This is a genomic window from Sphingobium sp. D43FB, from assembly GCF_002312805.1.
Taxonomy (GTDB): domain Bacteria; phylum Pseudomonadota; class Alphaproteobacteria; order Sphingomonadales; family Sphingomonadaceae; genus Sphingobium.
On sequence record NZ_NMUA01000007.1, the window covers coordinates 168102 to 192667 of the forward strand.

At 62.6% G+C, this 24566-nt stretch carries 18 protein-coding genes, 1 pseudogene and 1 riboswitch; of the genes and pseudogenes, 9 read left to right on the top strand and 10 right to left on the bottom strand.

Annotated features, from left to right (window positions below):
- Positions 1–31: 31 nt before the first annotated feature.
- Positions 32–1762 carry an acyl-CoA dehydrogenase C-terminal domain-containing protein gene (locus tag SxD43FB_RS08525; RefSeq protein WP_096061799.1) on the top strand — a complete coding sequence of 577 codons (1731 nt, stop codon included), beginning with the start codon at positions 32–34 and terminating at the stop codon, positions 1760–1762.
- On the opposite strand, the gene SxD43FB_RS08530 is transcribed toward SxD43FB_RS08525, so the two are convergent.
- Positions 1759–2229, bottom strand: a complete 471-nt coding sequence (locus tag SxD43FB_RS08530) for an Lrp/AsnC family transcriptional regulator (RefSeq protein ID WP_069064295.1) — start codon at positions 2227–2229, stop codon at positions 1759–1761. The two genes, SxD43FB_RS08525 and SxD43FB_RS08530, sit on opposite strands and share 4 nt — an antisense overlap.
- A 124-nt stretch (positions 2230–2353) precedes the next feature.
- Here SxD43FB_RS08530 and alr point away from each other — a divergent pair, with 124 nt between their 5' ends.
- From alr to SxD43FB_RS08550, 4 genes are all read left to right on the top strand, one after another.
- A complete protein-coding gene (gene alr, locus SxD43FB_RS08535; protein WP_096061800.1) occupies positions 2354–3469 on the top strand; it encodes an alanine racemase in 1116 nt (371 codons plus the stop codon).
- A 3-nt stretch (positions 3470–3472) separates the two neighbouring features.
- Positions 3473–4729: a D-amino acid dehydrogenase gene (locus tag SxD43FB_RS08540; protein WP_096061801.1), complete on the top strand. Its 1257-nt coding sequence runs from the start codon at positions 3473–3475 to the stop codon at positions 4727–4729.
- 20 nt (positions 4730–4749) lie between these two features.
- The gene (locus SxD43FB_RS08545; protein WP_096061802.1) at positions 4750–5097 is read left to right on the top strand and encodes a RidA family protein; all 348 of its coding nucleotides are present in this window, start codon (positions 4750–4752) and stop codon (positions 5095–5097) included.
- 69 nt (positions 5098–5166) lie between these two features.
- Positions 5167–6678: an altronate dehydratase family protein gene (locus SxD43FB_RS08550; RefSeq protein ID WP_096061803.1), complete on the top strand. Its 1512-nt coding sequence runs from the start codon at positions 5167–5169 to the stop codon at positions 6676–6678.
- Between the two features lie 9 nt (positions 6679–6687).
- Here the strand turns inward: SxD43FB_RS08550 and tenA are convergent, their stop codons facing one another.
- The 6 genes from tenA to SxD43FB_RS08580 form a co-directional block, all read right to left on the bottom strand.
- Positions 6688–7353 (bottom strand): thiaminase II, encoded by a 666-nt coding sequence (gene tenA, locus SxD43FB_RS08555; RefSeq protein ID WP_255245646.1) that lies wholly within the window; start codon positions 7351–7353, stop codon positions 6688–6690.
- Positions 7354–7364: 11 nt separating this feature from the next.
- Complete coding sequence (locus SxD43FB_RS08560) at positions 7365–9533, bottom strand: TonB-dependent receptor (RefSeq protein WP_096061804.1); 2169 nt, start codon at positions 9531–9533, stop codon at positions 7365–7367.
- A riboswitch (TPP riboswitch) is annotated at positions 9525–9652 on the bottom strand. (Overlaps the previous gene by 9 nt.)
- A gap of 191 nt (positions 9653–9843) precedes the next feature.
- Positions 9844–10848: an IS30 family transposase gene (locus SxD43FB_RS08565; protein ID WP_096061805.1), complete on the bottom strand. Its 1005-nt coding sequence runs from the start codon at positions 10846–10848 to the stop codon at positions 9844–9846.
- A gap of 248 nt (positions 10849–11096) precedes the next feature.
- A complete protein-coding gene (locus SxD43FB_RS08570; RefSeq protein WP_096061806.1) occupies positions 11097–12512 on the bottom strand; it encodes an ISNCY family transposase in 1416 nt (471 codons plus the stop codon).
- Between the two features lie 132 nt (positions 12513–12644).
- Positions 12645–13160, bottom strand: a complete 516-nt coding sequence (locus tag SxD43FB_RS08575; RefSeq protein ID WP_096061807.1) for a hypothetical protein — start codon at positions 13158–13160, stop codon at positions 12645–12647.
- Between the two features lie 88 nt (positions 13161–13248).
- The gene (locus SxD43FB_RS08580; protein WP_096061836.1) at positions 13249–14748 is read right to left on the bottom strand and encodes a CoA-acylating methylmalonate-semialdehyde dehydrogenase; all 1500 of its coding nucleotides are present in this window, start codon (positions 14746–14748) and stop codon (positions 13249–13251) included.
- 94 nt (positions 14749–14842) lie between these two features.
- Here SxD43FB_RS08580 and SxD43FB_RS08585 point away from each other — a divergent pair, with 94 nt between their 5' ends.
- Both SxD43FB_RS08585 and SxD43FB_RS08590 read left to right on the top strand, forming a co-directional pair.
- A complete protein-coding gene (locus tag SxD43FB_RS08585) occupies positions 14843–15727 on the top strand; it encodes a LysR family transcriptional regulator (protein WP_096061808.1) in 885 nt (294 codons plus the stop codon).
- Positions 15728–15797: 70 nt separating this feature from the next.
- Complete coding sequence (locus tag SxD43FB_RS08590; protein ID WP_096061809.1) at positions 15798–17408, top strand: AMP-binding protein; 1611 nt, start codon at positions 15798–15800, stop codon at positions 17406–17408.
- On the opposite strand, the gene SxD43FB_RS08595 is transcribed toward SxD43FB_RS08590, so the two are convergent.
- Positions 17409–18995, bottom strand: coding sequence for a family 43 glycosylhydrolase (locus SxD43FB_RS08595; RefSeq protein WP_096061810.1), 1587 nt, complete (start codon positions 18993–18995; stop codon positions 17409–17411).
- 58 nt (positions 18996–19053) lie between these two features.
- A complete protein-coding gene (locus SxD43FB_RS08600; protein WP_255245649.1) occupies positions 19054–21810 on the bottom strand; it encodes a TonB-dependent receptor in 2757 nt (918 codons plus the stop codon).
- 529 nt (positions 21811–22339) lie between these two features.
- Here SxD43FB_RS08600 and SxD43FB_RS08605 point away from each other — a divergent pair.
- Positions 22340–23770, top strand: coding sequence for a pectate lyase (locus tag SxD43FB_RS08605; protein WP_255245647.1), 1431 nt, complete (start codon positions 22340–22342; stop codon positions 23768–23770).
- Positions 23767–24174, top strand: coding sequence for a cupin domain-containing protein (locus SxD43FB_RS08610; RefSeq protein ID WP_096061813.1), 408 nt, complete (start codon positions 23767–23769; stop codon positions 24172–24174). The genes SxD43FB_RS08605 and SxD43FB_RS08610 overlap by 4 nt, the downstream gene beginning before the upstream one ends.
- Positions 24175–24212: 38 nt before the next feature.
- Here SxD43FB_RS08610 and SxD43FB_RS08615 read toward each other — a convergent pair.
- Positions 24213–24437: pseudogene (locus tag SxD43FB_RS08615) on the bottom strand (carboxylesterase/lipase family protein); the annotation flags it as partial.
- Positions 24438–24566: the final 129 nt, after the last annotated feature.

The window sequence follows — 24566 nt, forward strand, 5'->3', positions numbered from 1 at the left end:
AGTCCTCATCTACGCCAGCAGGAGAGGCCCGATGTACAGCTACGTCCCCCCGATCGACGATTACCGCTTCCTGTTGACGCACGTCCTGCGCTTCGATGAAGCGATGGCCGATGTCGGCAAGGATGTGGACGCGGACCTCGCAGTCGCCGTACTGGAAGAGGCGGGTCGCATGTGCGCCGACCGGCTCCAACCTCTCAACCGCGAAGGCGACGAACAGGGCAGCCGCCTGGTCGACGGCGCCGTCGTCACGCCACCCGGCTTTGCCGACGCCTATCGCGAATTCGTGGCAGCTGGCTGGCCCGCGCTCGCCGCGTCGCCGGACCATGGCGGGCAGGGGCTACCCTTCATCCTCCAGCTCTGGCTCGACGAAATGCTCTCGGCCACCAACCTGTCCTTCGGCCTCTTTCCCGGCCTGACGCGCGGCGCGGTGGAAGCGATCATCGCCCATGCCAGCGAAGACTTGAAAGCCGCCTATCTCGCCCCGCTGGTCAGCGGCGAATGGACCGGCGCGATGGCGCTCACCGAAAGCGGCGCAGGCACCGATCTTGCCCTGCTCAAGACCAAGGCCGTGCCGCTCGGCGATGGCCGCCACGCCGTCACCGGCCAAAAGATCTTCATCTCGTCGGGCGACCATGATTTCGGCGGCAATATCATCCACCTCGTCCTCGCCCGCCTCCCCGACGCCCCGCCCGGCGTCAAGGGGATCAGCCTCTTCCTCGTCCCCAAATTCCTGCCCGACGCCGATGGCGGCTTCACCATCCGCAACAGCATGTCGGTCGGCGCGCTCGAAAAGAAGATGGGCATTCACGCCCAGCCCACCTGCGTCATGAATTATGACGAGGCGACCGGCTGGCTGGTGGGCGAACCGCATCGCGGCCTCGCTGCCATGTTCACGATGATGAACGCCGAACGGCTGATGGTCGGCATCCAGGGGCTGGGCATCGCCGGTGCGGCTTACGGTCAGGCGGCAAGCTACGCCAAGGAACGGCTCCAGGGCCGCAGCGCCGATGGCACCCGCAACCCGGTGGCGATCATCGAACATGCCGATGTCCGCCGCATGCTGCTCATCATTCGCGCCTTTGTCGAGGCGGGCCGCGCACTGGCGGGCTGGACCGCGCTCCAGCTTGATCGCGCCCATGCCCATCCTGATGCCGCCGAGCGGGCAAAGGCCGACGCGCTGGTCGCGCTGCTGACCCCGGTGGTCAAGGCGGCCTTCACCGACATGGGCTTTGAAAGCGCGGTGCAGGCGCAACAGGTGTTTGGCGGTCATGGCTACATCCGCGAATGGGGCATGGAACAATATGTCCGCGACGCCCGCATCGCCCAGATTTACGAAGGCACCAACGGCGTGCAGGCAATGGATCTGGTCGCGCGCAAACTGCCGCTGTCGGGCGGCGCTGTAGTCGAGGGCTTTTTCAACCTGATCGCCGCTGATCTCGACGCCACCGACCTGCCGGTTGCGACCCGCACCCGCGAGGCGCTTGGCAAATTACGCGATGTCACCGCTTCGCTTCGCGGCGCATCGGTCGATGCGTCGGGGGCGGCCGCGGTCGACTATCTGCGCCTCTTCGCCCTCGTCGCCATGGGCTGGATGTGGACCCGCATGGCTACTGCCGCGCAGGACGACACACCGCTCCACCACGCCAAGCGCTCCGTCGCCGCCTTCTTCGCCCAGCGCATGCTGCCCCAGGCCGATGCCCTGGCCGTCAGCATCATGGCAGGCGAAGACACGTTGATGGCGCTGGAAGCCGACGCTTTCTAACCCGCGCCCTTGCCTCGGCGTGGCCGCAACGCATCGCGCATGGCGATGTTGGAATTGATCCGCGTCACGCCCGGCAGGCGCGATAAGATCTCGCTGTGGATGCGTTCATAGGCGTCCACGCTGTCTGCCTCGACCCGCAGCCAATAATCCACCGCGCCGGTCATCAGGAAACATTCGCGGATTTCCGGGCATTGTCGCACCGCATGTTCGAACCGTGCGAGATAATCCTCGGTCTGCCGATCCAGCGTCACCTGCACAACGACATTGACCAGCGGGCTGTCATCGCGCCCGCCCGCGACGATCGTATAGCCGCGAATGACGCCCTGCGCTTCCAATTGCCGGATGCGCCGATGGCAGGCAGACGGCGACAGGCCGACCTCCGCTGCGATCTCGGCATTGGACCGCCGCGCATTGAGCTTGAGCAGGCGCAGGATGGCGCGATCGGTCGTATCGAAGGAAATGGCCATATATGCGAATCTCGTGAACTATTCTGCGATTTCACGGTTTGAAATGGAATATTCTTCGATCATTTGCCATCCCATTTCGAAGAAACGTGATCTACACTGCGGCACGATGAGAAGGGGAAGCGGCATGGATTTGCAGATGGCGGGCAATTTGCGCATCGACCTTGCCGCACTGGTCGCCAACTACCGGCTGATCGCGGCGCAGGTCGCCCCCGCCAGCGTCGCGGGCGTGGTCAAGGCCAATGCCTATGGCCTGGGCGCAGCCGAAGTATCACGCGCATTGCTCGACACTGGCTGCCGCCATTTCTTCGTCGCCCATCTGTGCGAAGCCACCGCTTTGCGGTCCCATCTGCCCATCGACGCGACCCTATACGTCTTGAACGGTGTGCAACCCGGCGCAGAGGCAACTTGCGCGGCGATCGGCGCGCTCCCGGTCCTCAATTCGCTCGAACAGATCGACGGTTGGGCTGCAACGGCCCGCACGCTGGGCCATGCGCTCCCGGCGGTGATCCAGGTCGATAGCGGCATGTCGCGCCTCGGCCTCGCATCCACCGAACTCGGCACTCTGCGCGATCAGCCGGATCGGCTGGCGGGCATCGACCTGCGCCTGGTCATGACCCATCTCGCCTGCGCCGATCATCCCGACGACAGCTTCAACCCGCATCAGCGCGCCACCTTCGATGCGATCGCCCGGCAATTCCCCGGCGTGCCCCGCTCGATCGACAATTCGGGCGGTGCCATGACGGCGGGCGTCACCCATGGCGACATCGTCCGCGCCGGCATCGCCCTTTATGGCGGGGCACCCCATGGCCAGCCCAACCCGATGCACGCCGTTGTCGCGCTTGACGCCCATATTATCCAACTACGCACCGTCGAAGCCGGGGCTGGGGTCGGCTATGGCCTCACTCATCGCTTCGACCGCCCATCGCACATCGCCACCGTGTCGGTCGGCTATGCCGATGGCTGGCCACGGCATCTGAGCAACCGGGGCTTTGCCTATATCGGTGGCGTGCGCGCGCCGATCGTCGGCCGCGTCTCGATGGACAGCCTGGCGCTCGATGTCACCGACGTCCCCGACTATCTCCTCTATCCCGCAGCCGCCGTCGAACTCATCGGCCCGCACCAGTCGATCGATGATGTCGCGGCACAAGCGGACACGATATCCTACGAGATTTTGACCCGGCTCGGCCCCCGCTACGCGCGCAGCTATCTGCCCGCGCCCGCCGCCATTCAGGAGCAATAGACCATGAAGATCGTCATTCTGGGCGGCGGTGTCGTCGGCGTCACCTCCGCCTGGTATCTGTCGCAGGCGGGGCATGAGGTCGTCGTCATCGACCGCCAAAGCGGCGTTGCGCAGGAAACCAGCTTCGCCAATGCGGGCGAAATTTCGCCCGGCTATGCCTCCCCCTGGGCCGCGCCCGGCATCCCGGCCAAGGCGTTGCGCTGGCTGTTCATGCAGCATGCACCGCTGATCCTGCGGCCCAATGTAGATATGGCCATGATCCGCTGGATGATCGCGATGCTCGGCAATTGCAACGCAGCCGACTATCGCATCAACAAGGGGCGGATGGTGCGTCTCGCCGAATATAGCCGCGACCAGTTGATCGCGCTGCGTGAAGCGACCGGCATCCGCTATGACGAACGCACCCAGGGCACGCTGCAACTGTTCCGCGAACAAAAGCAGCTGGACGGCATCGCGAAGGATATCGAGGTGCTGCGCGCCGACAATGTGCCCTTCGAAGTGCTCGACCGTGCCGGTTGCATCGCCGCCGAGCCGGGCCTCGCCGCCAGCGCTTCGCCGATCGCAGGCGGCCTTCGTTTGCCCAATGACGAAACCGGCGACTGTTTCAAATTCACCAATGCGCTCGCCGACATGGCCCGCGCACGCGGCGTCCAGTTCCTGATGGGCCGCACCATCCACGGATTGGCGTGCGAATCCGGCCGGATCAGCCATGTCGTCACCAGCGATGGCCCCGTCACCGGCGATGCCTATCTCGTCGCCATGGGCAGTTTCTCGCCGCTGCTCCTCGCCCCGCTCGGCCTGCGTCTGCCGGTCTATCCGGTGAAGGGCTATTCGATCACCGTGCCGATCGTGCAGGAGGAAGCCGCGCCGGTCTCGACCCTGCTCGATGAAAGCTACAAGGTCGCGATCACGCGGCTGGGCGATCGCATCCGGGTCGGCGGCATGGCCGAACTATCGGGCTATACCAATGACCTGCCGCAAGCGCGCCGCGACACGCTCGACCATAGTGTCGGCACGCTCTTCCCCGGCGCAGGGGACTTGTCGCAGGCCACCTTCTGGAGCGGCCTGCGGCCTATGACCCCTGATTCCACCCCGGTCATCGGCGCGACGCCGCTCGACAATCTGTTCCTCAACACCGGCCATGGCACGCTCGGCTGGACCATGGCCTGCGGTTCAGGCCAGGTGATCGCCGACATTATCGGCGGCCGCCCCCCGGCGATCGAGACCGCTGATCTGGGCCTCGCCCGCTACCGCCGCTGACGTTTCCAAGGAGAAGACCCATGACCATCACCCGCATCGAAACCGGCCCGCGCATGAGCGAAGCGGTCATCCATGGCGACACCGTCTATCTCGCGGGCCAGGTCGGCACACCGGGCAAGAGCGTCACCCACCAGACGCAGGAAACGCTCGCCGAAATCGAGCGCTTGCTGGCATTGGCGGGCAGCAGCAAGGCGCATATCCTGCGCGCCACCATCTGGCTCGCCGACATGGCTGATTTTGCGGAAATGAACGCGGTGTGGGACGCTTGGATCGCGGACGTTCCCGCACCAACTCGTGCAACCGGCGAAGCAAAGCTCGCCGACCCAGGCTATAAGGTCGAAATCATCATCACCGCCGCCCGAGCCTGATGGACAAGGCTTTCCAACATGGAGGCGGTGCCTTGTGCCACCGGTAGCATAGCTGCTATTCCGCCCTTCATGGACCCATTGGCACAGCCCGAAATCCAACTGCCCCCCGCGACCCGCATCGCCGCAACCGACAATGTCGCCATCGCTCTGCGCGACCTCGACGCGGGCGAGACGATGTCAATTGGTGAAACCAGTGTACGGGTCGCTGTACGAATTGCGCGCGGCCATAAGGTCGCACTTCGCCCCATCGCGGCGGGGGAAGCCGTACTACGCTATGGCTGGCCCATCGGTACGGCGGCGCAACCCGTCGCGCCGGGTGATCATGTCCACAGCCATAACCTCACCACCAACCTGAAGGCGGAAGAACCCTACACCTTCGTCCCCGTCCCATCGGCCGCCGCCGCTCCGACCTCCCGCTGGACCTTCCAGGGCTATCGTCGCGCCGACGGATCGGTCGGCACCCGCAATGAAATATGGGTCATCCCGACCGTTGGCTGCGTCGCCCGCACCGCCGATCGCGTCGCGCAACAGGCTGCCATCCGCCATGCCGGCCGCGTCGATGCCATCCTTGCCTTCCCCCATCCGCTGGGCTGCTCGCAACTGGGCGATGATCTTGACGCCACCGCGCGCCTGCTCGCGGCGCTCGCCTGCAACCCCAATGCTGGCGGCGTCCTGCTCATCGGTCTTGGCTGTGAAGAGAACCAGCTGACCGCCCTGTTGGAGCGTGTTCCTGCCGATCGCCGCACCCGCATTCGCAGCGTCGGCGCCCAACTGAGCGCCGACGAATATGCCGACGCTGCCACCGCGATCGACGCACTGGTCGAAACCGCCGCGCAGGACCAGCGCGAGGAATTCGGCATCGACGCCTTGCGTCTTGGCCTCAAATGCGGCGGCTCGGATGGCCTCTCCGGCCTGACCGCCAACCCCCTGATCGGCCGCGCCGCTGATGTCGTCACGGGCGCGGGTGGGCAGGCGATCCTCACTGAAATCCCGGAAATCTTCGGTGCCGAACGGCTGTTGATGCAGCGCGCCGCCAATGTCGATGTCTTCGAAGCGCTGGTCACCTTGGTCAACCGCTTCAAGCGCTATTTCATCGACCATGGCGAGCCGATCTCGGAAAATCCCAGCCCCGGCAATGTCGAGGGCGGCATCACCACGCTGGAGGAAAAATCGCTGGGCGCGGTGCAGAAGGGGGGCCATGCCCCGGTAACCGACGTCCTCGCTTATGGCGAAACCCTGCGCCGCCCCGGCCTGACGATCCTCGAAGCCCCCGGCAATGATGCCGTCTCCATGACGGCACTGGCAGCGGCGGGCGCGACCATCACGCTCTTCTCGACCGGACGCGGCACCCCGCTGGGCAGCCCGATCCCCACACTCAAACTCGCGACCAACCATGACCTCGCCCGCCGCAAACCCGGCTGGATCGACTTCGACGCGGCTATCGTGCTGGACGAGGGAATGGACGTCGCGACCGATTCACTCATGACCCGGATCTGCGCCATCGCGTCGGGCGAACCCGCCCGCAACGAAATCAACGGCGAACGCGACATCGCCATCTGGAAGCGCGGCGTGACGCTGTAACCGACCCGATCAGATCGGCCAGACCTCGCGCCGATAGGCCGAATCCCAGAACATCCACTCATAGCGCGTCGCCACCCGGAACGCCTGGGCCATGGCGTCACGCACGGCCGGACTCGCCGCCTCCGCCGCGGCATCCACCGACGCCCGCACACGATCTGTCGCTTCGCCAAATTCAGGCGCGGCATAGGTGTCGATCCACGGCGCATAGGGGTTGGGGCTGACCGCCTGCGGTCTGATAGCGCAGCCCACTTCCCAGTAGACCCAGAAGCAGGGCAATATCCCCGCGATCAGTTCCTCATAGGTCCGCGTCGCGGCCAGACTGGTCAGATAGCCGGTATAGCCCAGGCACGCCGGGCTGGGCTCGACCGCCGCCGCCATGTCGCCGCTTACCCCGAACTGCGCGAAAAAGGCCTGGTGCAAACCTTCCTCGACCTGCACCGCCACTTTGGCCCCATCGGAAAATTCCAGCCGCCCGGCCGCACTCGGCGCGCGCGCCGCCGCGATCGCCAGCACCCGCGCATATTCGGCGAGGTAGAGGCTGTCCTGCACGATATAGTGCTGGAAACTGGCCGACGGCAATGTCCCCGCCGCCAGTTCGGTCAGGAAAGGGTGGGCCAAGATGGCTTGCCGCAACGGCGCGACCTCGTCCCAAATCTCTGCGCAAAAGCTCATCATCTCGTCTCCTGTCAGAACTTGACTGAGGCGCTCGCCCCGAACTGGCGGCCGGTATTGATCGTGAAACTGTCGAACGGCCCATTGGGACCAAGCCCCAACAACAGCGGCAATTGCTGCTGGCCAAAGGCGGAGATCGCCCAGCGCTTGTCGAACAGATTTTTCGCCCAGATGTCGAACGTCCAAGCGCCCTGCGTCACGCCGATCCGCCCGTCGACCGACGTATAGCCCGGCGTATGCAAGATATTGTCGATCTCGAAATCCACCCGCGACACATAAGCGACGCTCAGCCGCGCATCGACCAGCGCTGGTCCTGCCGCGCCCTCCCAGCCGATCCCGCCATTGACCGTCCAGTCGGGCGCGTTGGGCGTCCGCTTACCGCTCATATCGACGATCGCCGGTTCACCCGACTCCGGCGTCGGATTGGGGGTCAGATAGCGACCCGTGCGGCTATGCGTCCAGGCGATCCCGCCATCGACGCGGAACCCTGCGCCCAGCGCCACATCGCCCGACGCCTCCAACCCATGGACATCGACCTGCGGCACCGACAGCACCACCGAATTGCCAAGGAACACGGTATTCTGGAAATTGCTATAGTCGGTCACGAAGCCCGCGATCGACCCACGCACCAGCCCATCGCTGCTCTGGGCCTTGATGCCGACCTCGACCGACTTGGTCGTCTCGCCGGGGAACACGGCTTGCCACACATCCGTCGCGCCGGGCAGGGGATTGAACCCGCCCGCCTTGAAACCAACCGCGCCGGTCACATAAGCGGTCAGATCGGCATTGGGTCGCCACGCCAGCGAAACCTTGGGCTGCCATTTGTCGAACGTCCGCGCCCGCTGCGCCACCAGCGCGTCGCTTGTCGTGCCGACCGTATCTTCCTTGCGCCGATCACGGTCGTAGCGCAGCGCGGCGGTCAATTCGATCTGCGGCGCAATATCGTAGCTCGCCTGGGCGAAGACACCGATCTGGTTCGAGCGTGTCTCGGCACGCAACGCTTCCGCGCCGAACAACAACGGCCCGAAATCGTCAGTCCGGTCGCGCTCCAGCCGCTGGAAAAACAGCCCGACATGCCAACGTAACGGACCATCGGTCATCGATGTCAGTCGCAACTCGCTGGTCCATGCCAGAATATCAACGGGTTGAGAGATAGGCTGGATACCATCTGGAAAGAGCGGAATGCCGCCTAGCGTGATCGGCGTGTCGTTGCGGAAATCCAGTTCCTCAACGAAATCCTTATGATATTCATCATAGCCGCCGGTCCAGCTCAGGCTCAGGGTATCACCCAGCAGCTGCTCATAAGTCGCTTGAATGCCCCAATAATTGCGGTCGGAACGTCCCTCAAAATCACCGAACGGATCGGTCAGCGCTTCGCCTGCCAGCCGTCCGCCATAGAGGCCGGTCACATTACCCGACGAGATATAGGCCGCGCCGCCTTCCTCGTCGGCCCAACTCGCGCGCAGCTTCAGCGTGGCGGTTTCGCTCAGCGCCACTGTTGCTTTTAACCGCAGATTGCGGCTGATCTGGCCATCGACCTTCTTGTCGAGGAAGCTGTTGCGGATGAACCCCTCGCTGTTGCGATAGGAACCCGCCAATCGCACCTGCACCCGGTCGGACAGGGGCGCATTGACCACGCCATCGGCAGTCCAGCTAAGCCCGTTGCCGATCCCGACCGCTGCCTCGCCGCCCCAATCCGGGCCTGGCTCATTCGTTGCCACCGCAATCGCGCCGCCCGATGCCGAGCGCCCGAACAGCGCGCCCTGCGGTCCCTTCAATATCTCGACCCGCGCGACATCATAGGTCCGCAGGGTGAAGAGTTCGGAATCGGCCAGCGCCAAACCATCAACGATATAAGCGATAGAAGGCGACTGGCTGCGATTGGTCGATACGCCGCGTACCGATATCAAATTCGTACCTGGATCCTGATCATTGATGATGAATATGCCCGGCGTCGCCGCGATGAAATCATCGATCGTCGTCATCTTGCGCGCGGCAATAGCGGCGGGACCATAGACGGTCACCGTATCGGGCACACCGATCTCGGCTTCCTCGCGCCCCCGCGCCGTGACAATGATGCGATCCGCCTCGCTCCCTTCGGCCGCCCGCGCCGCATTGGACAATGCGAAAGCGAAGGGCAGGGTGGATAGACAGGTAAACGAGATGATGGCGTAACGACGCATAGTCCCTATTCCTCCGCCGGTATGAGCCGGATCAGGTTCGCGGGTTTGCGGACTAGGCACCCCTTGCGCCCGATCCGCGTCTCAGCCCTGACAGCGCCAGGACACCCCGTGGGTGAATGTGCACCTGCGACTATGCGCAGAATGTGCGAACGTCAAACGCTTCCGTGATTGGGAGGGGTCGCATAGTTTGCGCTGTGGCTACATCCATCGAAATGCCGCAAACGAAGGCGGTTTCGATTTGAAGCGCGACATCCATGGGATGCGTAGCATTTCATCCAGGGTGGGGCGAGCCCCACCCTGGATGGCAAATCTACCGGGCGTTGAGGAGGGTGATTTGCTCTCCCAGAACGTCATGCGGGGTGCGATAGTTCAGGCACTTGCGAGGGGTGCTGTTGATGCGATCAGCAACGGCCTGGATTTCCTTATCCGATAGCAACGCCAGGTCCGTGTCAGACGGCAGGAAGCGCCGTATGCGACCGTTGCTGTTTTCCACGCTGCCCTTTTGCCAGGGTGCCGATGGCAGGCAGAAATAGCTCGTCATCGCGAGTTTCTTCTGGAGTGTCACAAAGGCAGCAAATTCCGTTCCCCGGTCAAAGGTGATGCTCTGACGCAGGGAAGGGGGCAGCATGTGCAAGTGGTGCTGGATTCCCGACATGACGCCGGCGGAATGCCGACTGGGATTGCGGGCGAGGATAGTAAACCGGCTGCGGCGCTCGACCAGCGAGGTGAGGTTGGCTTTGCCATATTCCAACCTGAAGATCATCAGGTCGCCTTCCCAATGACCAAAGCTGCTGCGATTACCGATTTCGGAAGGGCGTTTGCCAATGGTGTTGGCCAAAGGGATATGCAGACCGCGGGGCTTGCGCGCATAGCGCTGCCGTCGAGATCGACGGGCAACAGGCAGAAGGCGCCACAGGCCCTGGCTTCGTCCGTCCGGCCCATAGACGAACTGGTAGATGGTCTCGTGACAGACGGCTTCACGATTACCGCGATGGCGTCGAAGGTATCCCGCAATCTGCTCCGGCGACCAGGCTGCTGACAAGCGGTCGGCGATATAGGCGGCAAGCTCGGGCTTTCGGGCGATTTTGCCGCCACGCACCCGGCGCCTGTCCGCCATCGTTTGTGCGGCCGTTGGAAAATAGCCACGAAACACCGGCTCGTCATCGAGATGCTGATTACGTTTGAGCTCGCGATACATGGTCGAACGATGTCGCTGCAGCGACGCTGCTATCTGATGCACGGACCGCCCGGTTGCAGCCAGTTGATAGATCTGTCGCCGCTCATCCAAACCCAGATGCTGGTAGCCGTTCATCATGTGCCTTCCTGGAAAGGGGATCAAACCCCTATAAATCCTAGGATTTCGCACTTCGATCTAGAATCCACCCGAAGATCGCCAATGTTCCTGCTATTTAGAGAAGTCACTATTTCTGCCATATAGAAATGTCACAGGGTGGGGAACAGCAGGGGCTGCGTGGAGCCATCCACACAGCGCAGCGCAGACCCTGCTGATGCGCTGAGTTAGAGATGGTGCGCCATGGACCCGCTGCTCTGCAGTGGGCCCGGTCATGTGTTCTGCACGAAGCTGAGCGTCCCGCGTTCGCGCAACGCCTCGTCACTGAGCCTGGAACCGCGCTTGAGCTTTGAGCCACCCAGTTTGCGGCGGTCGATCTTTGGTGGTGGTTCTGGCTGGGGGAAGAGATGCGTGGGCTGATCACGACGGGCAGGGGCATCGTTGTTGCGCTTGCGATGATGCGGCATGATCGCCTGCATCTGCTTTGCCAGGATCAGAGCCGCGTCCAGATGTTTGTTCCCGACAATGGCTGGCTGGTTGACCTGCCGCATCTTGTCGAACTGGCGATAGGGTAGGACATGCCCTTCATGCTCGATCTCCAGCCGGCCATCGGGATACTCGCATATAGTCACCCGCTTGCGCGCCAGCTTCCTGGCGAGATCGCTTGGCTCCAGGATGAACATCACCTTGTTGTAATGCAGAGTCAGTGCCGCCGTCACCGTCCGTTGTTCCTGCCAGACCATGATCGAGCGCAGATCGTCATGCGGGGCGAGGGGGCGGTGCAGATCGCGGGCATCGAAGGCAGGGCGAGCAAACTGAGCATTGTGCCTGGCCATGTAGGCCGCCAGAAATGCATTGGCTTCCGCGATGGACGATATGCCTTCAAGGCGCATCGCCTTGACCAGTCGGTCCTGTAAGGTTGCATTGGCCCGTTCGACCCGGCCCTTGGCCTGCGGCGAATTGGCACAGATAATCTCGATGTTCAACGCATCCAGTGCCCGGCCGAAATGCGTCATGCCATCGCGCCTAGCTGTAGGTTTTGGGTTGCGAAAGACCGTGTGCTTGTCGGAATAGAAGGCAACCGGCTTGCCGTGCCGCTCGATATACTCGCGCGTCGCCTCCATATAGGCGAAGGTGCTCTCGCTCTCGACCATCTTGAGGTGCATCAGCTCGCTGGTGGCGTCGTCAATATAGACGAGCAGGGTGCATTGCGGCCCGCGATCCTCGAACCACCAATGTTTTGAGCCGTCAATTTGGATCAGCTCGCCACGACAGTCCCGCCGATAACGCGGTTGATACGGGCGAGGGCGGCGGGCCTGACGATCTTTCCAGAACCCGGCTTCGATCATGATCTGTCGCAGCTTCTCCCGCGAAATCCGGACATTATGCCGTTCGGCCAGATACTCGGCGGCCAGGGTAGGCCCAAAATCATGATAATGGGTCCGAACCAGCGCGACAATCTGATCTCTGATGGCATCATCCATGCGCCGGTTGCTTGGTCGACCACGGCGGCGCGACAAAAGCCCGGATGATCCATCGTCAAGGTAACGCGTCAGCAGTCGATGGGCGTGGCGGCGGCTGACGCTCATCAGCCTTGCGGCCTCGGTAACGGTCATGCGACCTGAAACCACATGCATTAACGTCTCGACCCGCGAAAGCTCCTCGGTACTCATACGCAACACCGCCATGCTCAATACCTCCGAACAGCCGGAGGGCACGGTAGCCCAAGTGAGACATCTCTACTTTGCGCGACTGTGACATTTGAACGTTGCTGCTACAGCCAAGATAATCGATAATATATATTATGTTAAATATATCTTCTATTCGGCCCGACATGCTTCCCGTCGATCGCCCGCCCACCGAACCGCATTTTCCAACAACCGTACATGATGCACGTCAGCATATGTTTCCGGGCGATGGCCGATAGCGCTGTACGACATCCGTCCTTTGCCGATGCAGCGCGTCCAGGCAATATAACGGGCGCACCGTGCCGCCCGGTCCACATCGGTCACCGGGATCGCCCGCAAACGTTGGTCGATCGCGGCCAACGTTTCTGGCGACATGGCTTTTTCCCCCATCGCCCGCACCGTTAGAATGGCGGCGAAAGTCGGTGCCTTCGTCGATGTCAGGCTCGACGGCCGTCCCTTGAAAAGATCAGGAGCCTGCGTCTCCAACATATTTTTCGCCACGGGGTTGAGCAACAGATCAACCAACGGTGACTCGATCGAAAACGGCGCATCGCGGAGCGGGCAGTCTATCAGCGTCCGCGCCGTGACTGGGCTGCTGGTTAAGCTGGCCAGGACTAGGCCAGCCAGTATCGCCCCCATCCGTTTCATCACCGCTCTCCCATCATCTTGTGTAAGATAAGGCTATAGCAGTGCGACAGCGATGAAAAGGCGAGCCGTGGCCGACCCGCCCTCTCCGTCAGCCCATCGTCGGGATGACGAAGCTCTGGTCCATCACCGCACCGCCGCTCGGCCAACGCTGGGTGATCGTCTTGACCCGCGTATAGAAACGTACGCCGTCCATGCCATATTGATTCATGTCGCCAAAGCCCGACCGCTTCCAGCCGCCAAAGCTGTGATAGCTGACCGGCACCGGGATCGGGACGTTGATGCCCACCATGCCGACCTCGACATTGGCGCAGAATTTCCGCGCATAATCGCCGTTGCGGGTGAAGATCGCCACGCCGTTGCCATATTGATGCTTGGTCGGATAGCTCAGCGCCTCCTCGAACGTGTCGGCTCGCACCATCTGCAACACCGGCCCGAAAATCTCTTCATTATAGCTTTTCATGTCCGGTTTCACATGGTCGAGCAGCGTCGGCGCCAGGAAAAACCCCTCCTCATAGCCCTGCAACGCAAAGCCGCGCCCGTCGATCACCAGTTCAGATCCTTCATCAACCGCCATCTGAATATAGTTTTCAATCCGTGCCTTATGCGCCGCACTGACCACCGGACCATAATGGGCGTCAGGATCGCTCGGCACGCCGACGCGCAATCCCGCTATCCCGGTTTCGAGCTTGGCCCGCAGCGCCACCGCGGTCGCTTCGCCCACCGGCACCACTACCGGCAACGCCATACAGCGTTCGCCTGCCGATCCGTAAGCCGCGCCCAATATGTCGGCGACGGCCTGGTCCAGATCGGCGTCGGGCATGACGATGCCATGATTTTTCGCGCCGCCCATGCACTGCATCCGCTTGCCATTCGCCGCCCCGCGCCCATAGACATATTGGGCGATGTCGGACGAGCCGACAAAGCTGACCGCGCGGATCGCCGGATTGTCGAGGATCGCGTCCACCACCTGCTTGTCGCCATGAACGACGTTCAGGATGCCTGCGGGCAGCCCCGCCTCCATCGCCAGCTCCGCCAGCCGCATCGGCACCGACGGGTTCCGCTCGGAGGGTTTCAGGATGAACGCATTGCCGCACGCGATCGCTGGCGCGAACATCCACATCGGAATCATCGCCGGGAAATTGAACGGCGTAATCCCCGCCGCGATGCCGATCGGCTGGCGCATCGAATAGACGTCGATCCCCGGTCCTGCGCCTTCGCTATATTCGCCCTTGAGCAGATGCGGAATGCCGCAGGCGAATTCCACCACGTCCAGCCCGCGCTGGATATCGCCCTTGGAATCCGAATGGACCTTGCCATGTTCGGCCGACAGCATTTCGGCCAGCTCGTCCATATGCGTTTCGATGAGCGCCTTGAGGTTGAACATCACCCGCGCCCGCCGCTGCGGGTTCATCGCCGCCCATGCGGGCTGCGCCGCCTGCGCATTGGCGACGGCCGCGTCCAGTTCGGTGGGATCGGACAGGCGGACCTGCGCCTGCACCTTGCCGGTCGCCGGATCGAACACGTCGCCCAGTCGAGCGGATGTCGATGCCTGATGATTGCCGCCGATGAAATTGTCGATAATGCGCATGATGCCCTCGCGATAAATGCCTGACGCGGCGATTAGCCTATGGCGCCCTGCGCAAAAATGATCATATGTGCGCATCTGTTGTGCATGGATATATATGCTGCATTGGGATGATCTTCGCCTGTTCCTTGCCGTCGCGCGCGCCGGACGCCTGACCAGCGCTGGGCAGGCGCTGGGCGTTAACCACACCACCGTCGCCCGCCGCCTGACCGCGCTGGAGGAGGCGCTGGGCGCGCGTCTGTTCGATCGCACTTCGCGCGGCGTGGCGATGACCGCGGCGGGCGCGCTGCTGCTCGACCATGCCGAGCGCGCCGAACGCGAGTTCGAGGCTGCCGCCGCAGCGCTGTCGGGACGGGCCGAAGCCATCGCAGGCGAAGTCCGCCTCGCCACGCCGGAAGCCTTCGGCACCTATATCATCGCCCCCAACATCGCCGACTTCCACGATCGCTACCCCGACCTGCTGCTAGAACTGATGCCAGAATCGCGGGCCGTCAGCCTCGCCAATCGCGAGGCCGACATCGCCATCACCGTCGATCGTCCGCCGCGCGGCAAGCTCGTGGTGCGCAAGCTGTGCGACTATCAGCTCGGCCTCTACGCCTCCGCCGACTATCTCGCCCGCAACCCGCCGATCCGCACCGCCCAGGATGTCGCCGCCCAGCCCTTCGTGGCCTATATCGACCAGATGATCGACATGCGTGGCCTGCGCTACCTGTCCGAAGTCGCGGGCGAAGCGCGCCCGGTATTCCGCTCCAGCTCGATCGTCGCCCAGCAAAAGGCAGTGGCGTCGGGCGTCGGCCTTGGCCTGCTCCATCGTTTTTCGGCCGACAGCGAGCCCGGCCTGGTCCGCATCCTGCCCGACGAGGTCGAAATCACGCGCAGCTACTGGCTGGTCCTGCGCCCCGAACATCAAAAATCTCCCCGCACCCGCGCCGTCATCGCCTTCATCGACGATCTGCTGGCGCGCTACCGGGCGTTGCTCTGACCGTCCATCGCCAGAGCGCTGGATTGCCACCCGGCTTGCTCGTGCCGTCTAACTCCCGCATTTCTGCGCCATGTCCGACATAGCTTCACTCCGGCGCACGACGCCCACCGGCTGGTCCGTCCGCCGCGACGATGCCTTCGCGGCGCAGGCCTATAAGGATGGCTGGTGGCAAGCGGAAACCGCCGCCGATGCCCTGGTCCGCGCGGCGCGCGAAACGCCCGACCGCATCCTGCTGATCGACGGCGACACCAGCCTGACCGCCGCCGCCCTCCACGCGCAGGCCTCCCGTCTGGCACAAGCCATACTCGCCCGCTTCGCACCGGGCAGCGCCATCTCCTTCATGCTGCCGAACTGGCACGAAGCCGCCATTATCTACATGGGCGCAACGCTGGCGGGCATGGTCGCCAACCCGATCCTGCCCTCGCTACGCGACCATGATCTGCGCTTCATCCTCGCCGACCTGAACAGTGCGATGATCTTCATCCCCGCCAGCTTTCGCGGGCATGACTATGCCGCCATGCTCGCGCGCGTCACCCCGGCGCTGGACAGCCCGCCCGCCGTCGTCGTCTTGCGCGGCGAGGCAGGCCCGCACATCGCCTTTGCCGACCTGCTGGCAGAAGTCGCCGACGCGCCGCTCCCAACCGTCGATCCCGACGATGTTCGCATGGTCATGTATACCAGCGGCACCACCGGACGGCCAAAGGGCGTTCTCCACAGCCATAACAGCATCAACGCGCTGATCCGCCAAATCGGCCGCCATTGGCTGGTCGAACGGGGCGACCGCTTTCTGGTGCCGTCCCCCATCAGCCATATTGGCGGATCGATCTACGCCTTCGAAACGCCGCTGCTGTTGGGTGCGACCGCGATCCTGATGGCACATTGGAACCCAGATGAAGCCGTCGCCATCATGAGCGCCCAGCGCTGCACCCATATGGCGGGTGCCACGCCATTTCTCCAGCATCTGCTGGCCTCGGCGCGCGCAGCCGGGACGCGCCTGCCCGACCTCAAGCTCTTCATCTGCGGCGGCGCATCGGTTCCGCCAAGCCTGATCCGCGACGCTGCCACCTATTTCGACAAGGCGATCGTCAGCCGCGTCTATGGCTCCACCGAATTGCCTGTCACCACGGTCGGCGTCATCGACCCGGCCGATCGCGATCATGCCGCCGACACCGATGGCCGCCCCGGCATCGCTACCATCCGCATCGCGCCCGATGGCGAAATCCGCGCGCGCGGACCGCAGATGATGGTGGGCTATCTCCACCGGGAGGATGAGGAAACCGGCTTCGACGCCGACGGCTATTATCGCACCGGCGACCAGGGTGCATGGATCGACGGCGACCATCTGGTCGTCACGGGCCGGATCAAGGATATCATCATTCGCAATGGCGAGAATATCGCGCCGAAGGAGATTGAGGATCTGTTGATCGCCCATCCCGACATCGCCGAAATTGCGATCGTCGGCATTCCCGATCCGCGCACAGGGGAAAAGGCGGTTGCCGTCATTGTCCCGCGCAACGGCGTAACAAAGCCCGATATAGCCTCTCTTGCTGACTTTCTCGCGAGCCAAGGCGTTGCCCGCTTCAAATATCCCGAAAGCGTCTTGTGGGTCGATGCTTTGCCCAAGAATGACGCTGGCAAGATACTCAAGGCCGCGATCCGCACGAGCCTGACGACCGCCTGATCAAAGCGCCCGAAACCGGAAATTGCGGAACCGCGCCTCCCCCGGACCAGCCGCATACAAGCCCGGTCGGAGCATCAGGAACCCGCCGCGCACATTATGATGATAGCCTGACACTTCCATGCCCCGGTCGAAGCGGCGCCATGTCCGCCCGCCATCACCGCTCAGATGATAGGAAACGATATGGTGACGGTTGGTCACCTTCATCGTCAGCTTGCGGCCATGGGGATTGGCGGGGCGGCCCCGTTCCATGCCATATTGGTGGGTGACGAAGCGGGTCTCGTCAAACCCCAGCCCGCAATAGAGCCTGTCGTCATAGAAAAGCAGCAGCCCCGCTGTCCCGCCCGGCGCAATCTCGATATCGCACTGAAATTCATAGGCCGGGTCGCCCGCAATCAGCAGCAGCGGCGATGAATTGGCTGGCGCGGTCCCGCGCCCCTTCAAGAACAATATGTTGTCTTCCACCCGTGCCCGGTCTGCTTCGTCGGGCGTCGGCTTGAAGAAATTCCACTTCGCGCCGAGGTTCAACGTGGCGAAATCATCCGACAGCGCCATGCCGTGCGGCAGTGCTGGGCCACCGCGCGGCTTGGCGATGGGCTGCGACAAATCGCCGCCGGTCATGCGGAACCAGCCATCCGGCGTCCATTCGACCGGATCAAGCAGCGTTTGCCGACCCAATGTCCAAAGACCATTTTCATAGCCATGATAGACCGCCCACCAGCTTTTATCGGGCGCTTCCACCAGGCTGGCATGGCCGCGCGACCACCAGCGTTCGGCCAGGCTTTCGGTCCGCACCAGCGGATTGCCCGGATGCTGTTCCCATGGCCCATGAATGGAGCGGGATCGCGCTGCGATTACCATATGCCCGGTCGGTGGTCCCGCTGTTCCGCCCACTGCGGTCAGCATGTAGAACCACCCGCCATGGCGGTGAATTTTCGGTCCTTCCGGTGAAAAGCCTTCCACATCCCATGTGTCGGGATAGCGCCAGGGGTCATAGACATGTTCGACCGCGCCGACGGTCGATAGTCCGTCCTCGCTCAGCCTTATGCGGTCTCCGCCCGACAAAAACAGCCAGCGGCTGCCATCCTCGCCAACCACATGGGAGGGGTCGATATGCTCGTGGAGCTTCAGATCGATGGGGTCGCTCCATGGCCCGTCGATCGTGTCGGCGTGGATGACGAAGATGCTGTCGGGGGCCGCTTTCACCGGGATGTATAGGAAATAGCGCCCGTCATGCTTCTCCAGGCTGACCGCCCATACCGACCCGATATTCTTGTGCAATGCCGCTCCGCGCGGCTGCCAGTTGATCAGGTCGCGGCTATGCCAGATCGTAACGCCGGGATAGCTGTCGAATGTCGAGAAGGTCATGTAATAATCCGCGCCATCTTTGAGGATGGCCGGATCAGGGCGGTCGCCCGAAATCAGCGGATTGAGGAAGCGCCCGTCGCCCAAATCGGCGATACGCTGATTGTCGAAACCCCGTTTCCAGTCCGTCGCGGCCATGGGCGCTGTGGCAGCCTCCGCGCGCCCAAACGCCAGCGCGCTCCCCGCCAATACACCCGTCATCGCGTCGCGCCGACTGATCGCCATAGTCTTTCCCAACCAAAAAAACCGGGCCGCCCGTGCAGAGGCGACCCGGTCATGAGCCTTACATCTTGAAGCGCGCCCCCAACTGGATGGTGCGCCCATAATGCAACTGCTCATAATTGCGATTGGCGTCGAGGTCAGTGTAGCGATCGCGATAATCGTCGGTCAGGTTGATGCCTTCCAGCGACAATTCGATCCAGTCGGTCAACTTGTAGCGCATCGACGCATCGACGTTGATCGTGCTGTTATAGCCTTCGAACACGTTACCCGTGCCGCTATTTTGGTCGATATAGCCGCTGCGATAGCTGGCCGAGACGCGCGCGCTGAACTTGGCATCTTCATAATAGATGGTGCCGTTGAACGCCCGCTTCGACAAGCCGAACAAGGTCGAGTTGCGAACCGAGGACACTGTCCCACCGCCCGGCACCACGGCTGGCCCCGCCACCCTATAGTCTGCGCTGGAGTCCACGAATGTCGCATTGGCGATGCCGCCGAAACGGGACAGGAAACCGGGCAGGAAGGTAAAGGGTGCCTGCACCGACAATTCGATACCCTTCAGGCTCGCACCGGTCCCGTTGACGATCGTGTTGATCGCCCAGCCTTCGTCCCGCTCAGGCTGCCCTGCTGCTGGAGAGCTTGGCGGGATGACGGACAGGGGAAGCCCGGTCGAGGCGAAAGTGCCGTTGATCGTCTGGCCGATCGGGAAGCTCTGAACATCCTTCTTGAATATGGCGACGGACGCGATCGACTGCGGCGCGAAATACCATTCCAGCGCGAGATCATAGGCCGTCGCCCGGAACGGACTGAGGTTGGGATTGCCGAAGCTGACCCGATAATTGAACCCATCGACCGATCCGCCCGGCGTCAGATTGCCCAGCGAAGGCCGCGTCATCACGTCGGCCACCGATGCGCGCACCACGAAATCCCGATGAGGGAAGAAGGCGATGTTCATCGCGGGCAGCCAATCCTCATAGGACCGCGACACCTCCACCGGAACCGCATTGTTCAGGCCGACCGAACTCTGGTTGGTCCGGACATAGCGGATGCCCGCATTGGCCGCATATTCCAGTCCGAAAATCTCGCCCTTGGCGTCGAACTGGATATAGCCGCCCTTGGTTTCTTCCACCACGCTGCGGGTATTGCCTGCATCGATGGTGGGGGTTCGCCCATAAAGGTTCGTAAAGTCGGTCCCCGCTGCTAGATTGGGAACCAGCCATTGCGTCGTGGTACCCGCCGGTGCGTTCGCGCCCTTGAGATTGAACATTTCCGCCAGCGCGGCGGTAACCGGAAAACCATAGACGGCGGACGGGCCAAATGCCGATGATGGCGAGCAATTTAGGGTGCCCAGAACCCGATCGACACCACCATTGCCGCAGACGACCGTATCGCGCGTGAAGCTTTCGGTGTCGAACGAGAAGCGGCGATAGACTGCGCCCGCCTTGACCGTGAAGCCCTCCGTCACATCCCATTCGGTCCGCAACTGTGCGGTACGGAACTTGTTGACCGTCGAAGATGGGCGATCACGAATTTCCGACAATTGGAAATTGGCGGGATCGGTCACGCTGGTTCCGAACGTCAGCACGGGGCGCTTCATATTGCTATAGTCATAGCTATAGCCCTGCGCATCGCGATCATCGAACACCAAAGTCGTTTCGACCGGGATCGAGGCATCCGACTTGGAGAAGCCGCCCAGCAGCGTGAAGCGGAAGCTATCGCTGACATCCTGGTCCCAGGTCGCACCCAACTGGTAGAATTTCGTCTGGGATTTGCGCAGATAATGTTCAGTCCGCACCCAGGCGTCGTTCAGCGTCGCCGACACCAGGTTATTATTGCTGTCATAGACCGGGTTCACGACGTCGATCGATCGTTCGTTCGACCGAAGCAGCACTTCGCCCCACTTTTCTTCGCGGGTTTCACGGAAGCGGGAGAACAGACCGTCGATCGACACCTTCGTCGCATCCGACGGTGCCCACTGGATCGAACCGGTAATACCTAGACGCTCGCGCTCCTGCGCGATTTCGCCATAGCGCGGGATGCGCGGATGGAAAGCAAGCGCGGCTTCATCGCAACCGGCGCTGGGCAGATAGGTGCCGCCGCTATCGGGTTGCGTGAAGCATGGCGTGCCATCGACGCTGTCGAACCGGGCCTGCGACCAGCGCACCGTATTATTACCCATCTGAAGCGTGTCGAGCTTCGAATAGGCGGCCGACAGCGCCACGCCCCACCGACCGTCCGGCGATCTCCAAGACATCAGGCCCGCCAGACGCGGCCCCCATTTCTTGGACAGGTCGTTGTAGGAAGCGGTCGCCGATCCGACGAAGGTGAAGCCATCCTTACCCGCCAGCGGATTGCCGGTGTTGAGATCTACGACCGCGCCGAGCGAACCCTCGTCGAGCGACGCCTCGGCGGTCTTGTGGACGACCAGCGAGCTAAAAAGTTCGGACGCGAACACGTTGAAATCGAAGGCACGGTCTCGGTTGGCACTCGCCCCGTCGGTCGATGTCGCCACGGTTTCCATCCCGTTCACGCGGACACGGGTGAACTGCGCGCCCAACCCGCGCACCGTGATGGCGCGGCCTTCGCCACCGTCACGCTGGATCGAAATACCGGGAATGCGCTGCAGCGATTCCGCCAGATTCTGGTCCGGGAATTTGGCGATATCTTCCGCCACGATCGCATCCACCGAACCGACCGACTGCCGTTTCAGGTTGATCGCCGCGCCCAGGGATTCGCGAAAGCCAGTGACGACGATGTCCGCCACTTCTTCGTCAGCCGCCGTTTGTGGCGCGCCATCTTGTGCCAGCGCGCCGCCCGGCATCGCCAACATCATGGCCGCGATGGAAGATCCTGCCAGCCACAAACGCGCTCCGCGCTTGTTCCGGCTTTGATTGTCGCCCTTTAGCATCGTCACCTTGTCGCTCCTTCCCTGTTTCGGCCGTCATCCGCGGGTGGCGGGACGGCCCTGATTCGTCGGGGGCGAGAGCAGGCGCGACGGGGCCGCTATCCTCTCCCACCCATGCGCCGCCAGCTTTTGCTGATCCGTTGGCGTCATTGGAAACCGGTGTCATAAATGCGCGTCGTGTTTCCGCCTGTCAATATCCTGTGGCAATTTATGTCGTCACCAATGCCTTTTATCCCCAGCTCCTCATTAAGCTTCGGCCTACGCGAAAGGTTTATGCGTCCAATACTTGCCGAATTCGGTGCGTCTGGTCGCTAGACACCCCCGGCCAGGGGCATTCATCACTACTACCGCTCAACAAGTCATCTTTTTCAGACACCGGTGTCACATGACGGTTGATCCTGCCGCCCGGCGGTGGCACACCAGGGATGAGAGGAGACTGATAACCATGCCGATACCCTACCGGCCCCGTCCCCCATGGATGCTGTTAGGCCTGGCCCTGGCCCAACTCATGGCAAGCCAGTCCGCCACCGCCCAACCCGGCCCACAAACCGCCCCCGCAAGCCAGTCCGCCACCGCCTTTCCGGGCGCGGTAGGATGGGCTGCGACAACGCCGGGGGGACGTGGCGGCCGCATCTTGCGCGTCACCACCCTGGCCGCTCACGGCCCTGGCAGTTTCAAGGCGGCGTTAGAAGCCAAAGGTCCGCGAATCATCGTGTTCGAAGTGGGCGGCATCATCGACATGGGCCGCCAGACGCTCAAGATCACCGAGCCCTTCGTCACCATCGCCGGTCAAACCGCCCCTTCGCCGGGCATCACCCTCATCAAGACAGGTATCGACATCGCGACCCATGATGTCGTCGTCCGCCACATTCGCATCCGTACCGGTGTGGATGGGCAACCCAAATTAAGCGGTTGGGAAGCCGACTCTCTTTCCACCGTTGCGGCGCATCATGTCGTGATCGACCATTGCAGCTTCACCTGGGCGATCGACGAGAACATGTCCGCCTCTGGCCCTCGCTTCACAGGCAACACACCCGAAGACTGGCGCAAGGGAACCAGCCACGCGATCACATTTTCCTATAATATCGCGGCCGAAGGCCTTGCCGACGCCAGCCACCCCAAGGGCGAACATAGCAAGGGGACGCTGATTCACGACAATGCCAGCCAGATCCTGATCTATCGGAACCTTTATGCCCATAATGTCGAGCGCAACCCGCTGGTCAAGGGCGGTGGCCAGGTCGCCATGGTCAACAATATTCTCTATAATCCGGGTGAGCGGGCGGTTCATTACAACCTCATGGCGCTCGAATGGGGCGACCACCCCTATCAGACGGGCAAGATCGCCGCAGTCGGCAATGTCCTGCGCGGGGGCGTATCGACCGCCCCAGGCCTGCCCTTTCTGACATTGGGCGGCGATGGTGATCTGGACTATCATGGCAAGGATAATCTTGCCGTCGATCGCTTCGGCGTCGCCCTTCCCATGTTCGGCCGCTATGGCGAAACCCGCGCCAAGCTGAACGAAGTCGCGACCCCGCCGATCTGGTGGCCCGGCACCCAGGTTCTGTCCGTGCGCGACGTCGAAACCCATGTGCTGGATCAGGCCGGTGCCCGTCCTTGGGATCGCGACGCTGACGATTTGCGTGTCCTCTTCTTCGTTGCGGAAGGTCGCGGCACCATCATCGACGATGAACGCGAAGTCGGCGGCTACCCCAAAATGGCGCAAACCCGCGCGCCATTTGTAGAGGCCGACTGGAATCTCGACACGATGGAACCGAAGTCGGGGCGGTATCCTGGCCAGACCGAGGACGTCGCTGAACATCTCTCGGATCGTGACAAGATGATGCGGCAGGGCGAAGCATCGGCCAATCGCCGATGACCCCTCTTCTCCCCCTGCTCCTTGCTGCAGCGCCGCCCATGGTCGTTGTCGATGAACAAAGCGTGCGTGTCGAAGAACCCCCGCCCCATGGCGCGATTGGGGCCAGCACGGCCTACCGGATCAGCGACATCGTCCCCCAGCCTCGCACCATGGAGTTCCGCAAGCGCATCCTCCATGTCGGGGCCGCCATCGGCCTTCACCCGATAGCCCATGATGAAGTCTATTATGTCCTGTCCGGTACAGGCGAAGTGACGTCGGACGGCAAGACCCAGACCCTGACACCCGGCATGGCCGCCTATCTCTACGACGGCGCGGTCGTCGGCATCCGGCAGACGGGAAATGCACCTTTGGCCCTGATCATCAGCTATCCGGTCAAGCCCCATGCCGACGGTAAAGCGAGATAGGCCTGCCAACGAAATATGCTGAGCATATGTATCGAGGCTCACATTCCCGGCTGGATATAGGGTGCGCGCGCAAATAATTCGCGCTCCCAACCGCGCGGATCATCCTCCACGCGGCTCACCCGATCGAATATCATCGTCGCGCGCCGGTCGAGCCGATATTGCGGCCAATCGGCCCGTCCCGTCCGCGCGAATGCCACGAAGCGCGCCATCATCGCTTCACTAGCGGCCCGCGCGCCCGCACCTATGCCGGTAAAAGACCCCGGCGTATAGCGCGACGATCTGGGTGAGAGGTCAGCGACTATCAGGATGAGAACAGATTGTCGCGGCGGGTTCATGGTGCCGGGTTAGATTGTCGCTGGCAAGGGCGATTCTTCGCTCTGATTGTCGCTGAT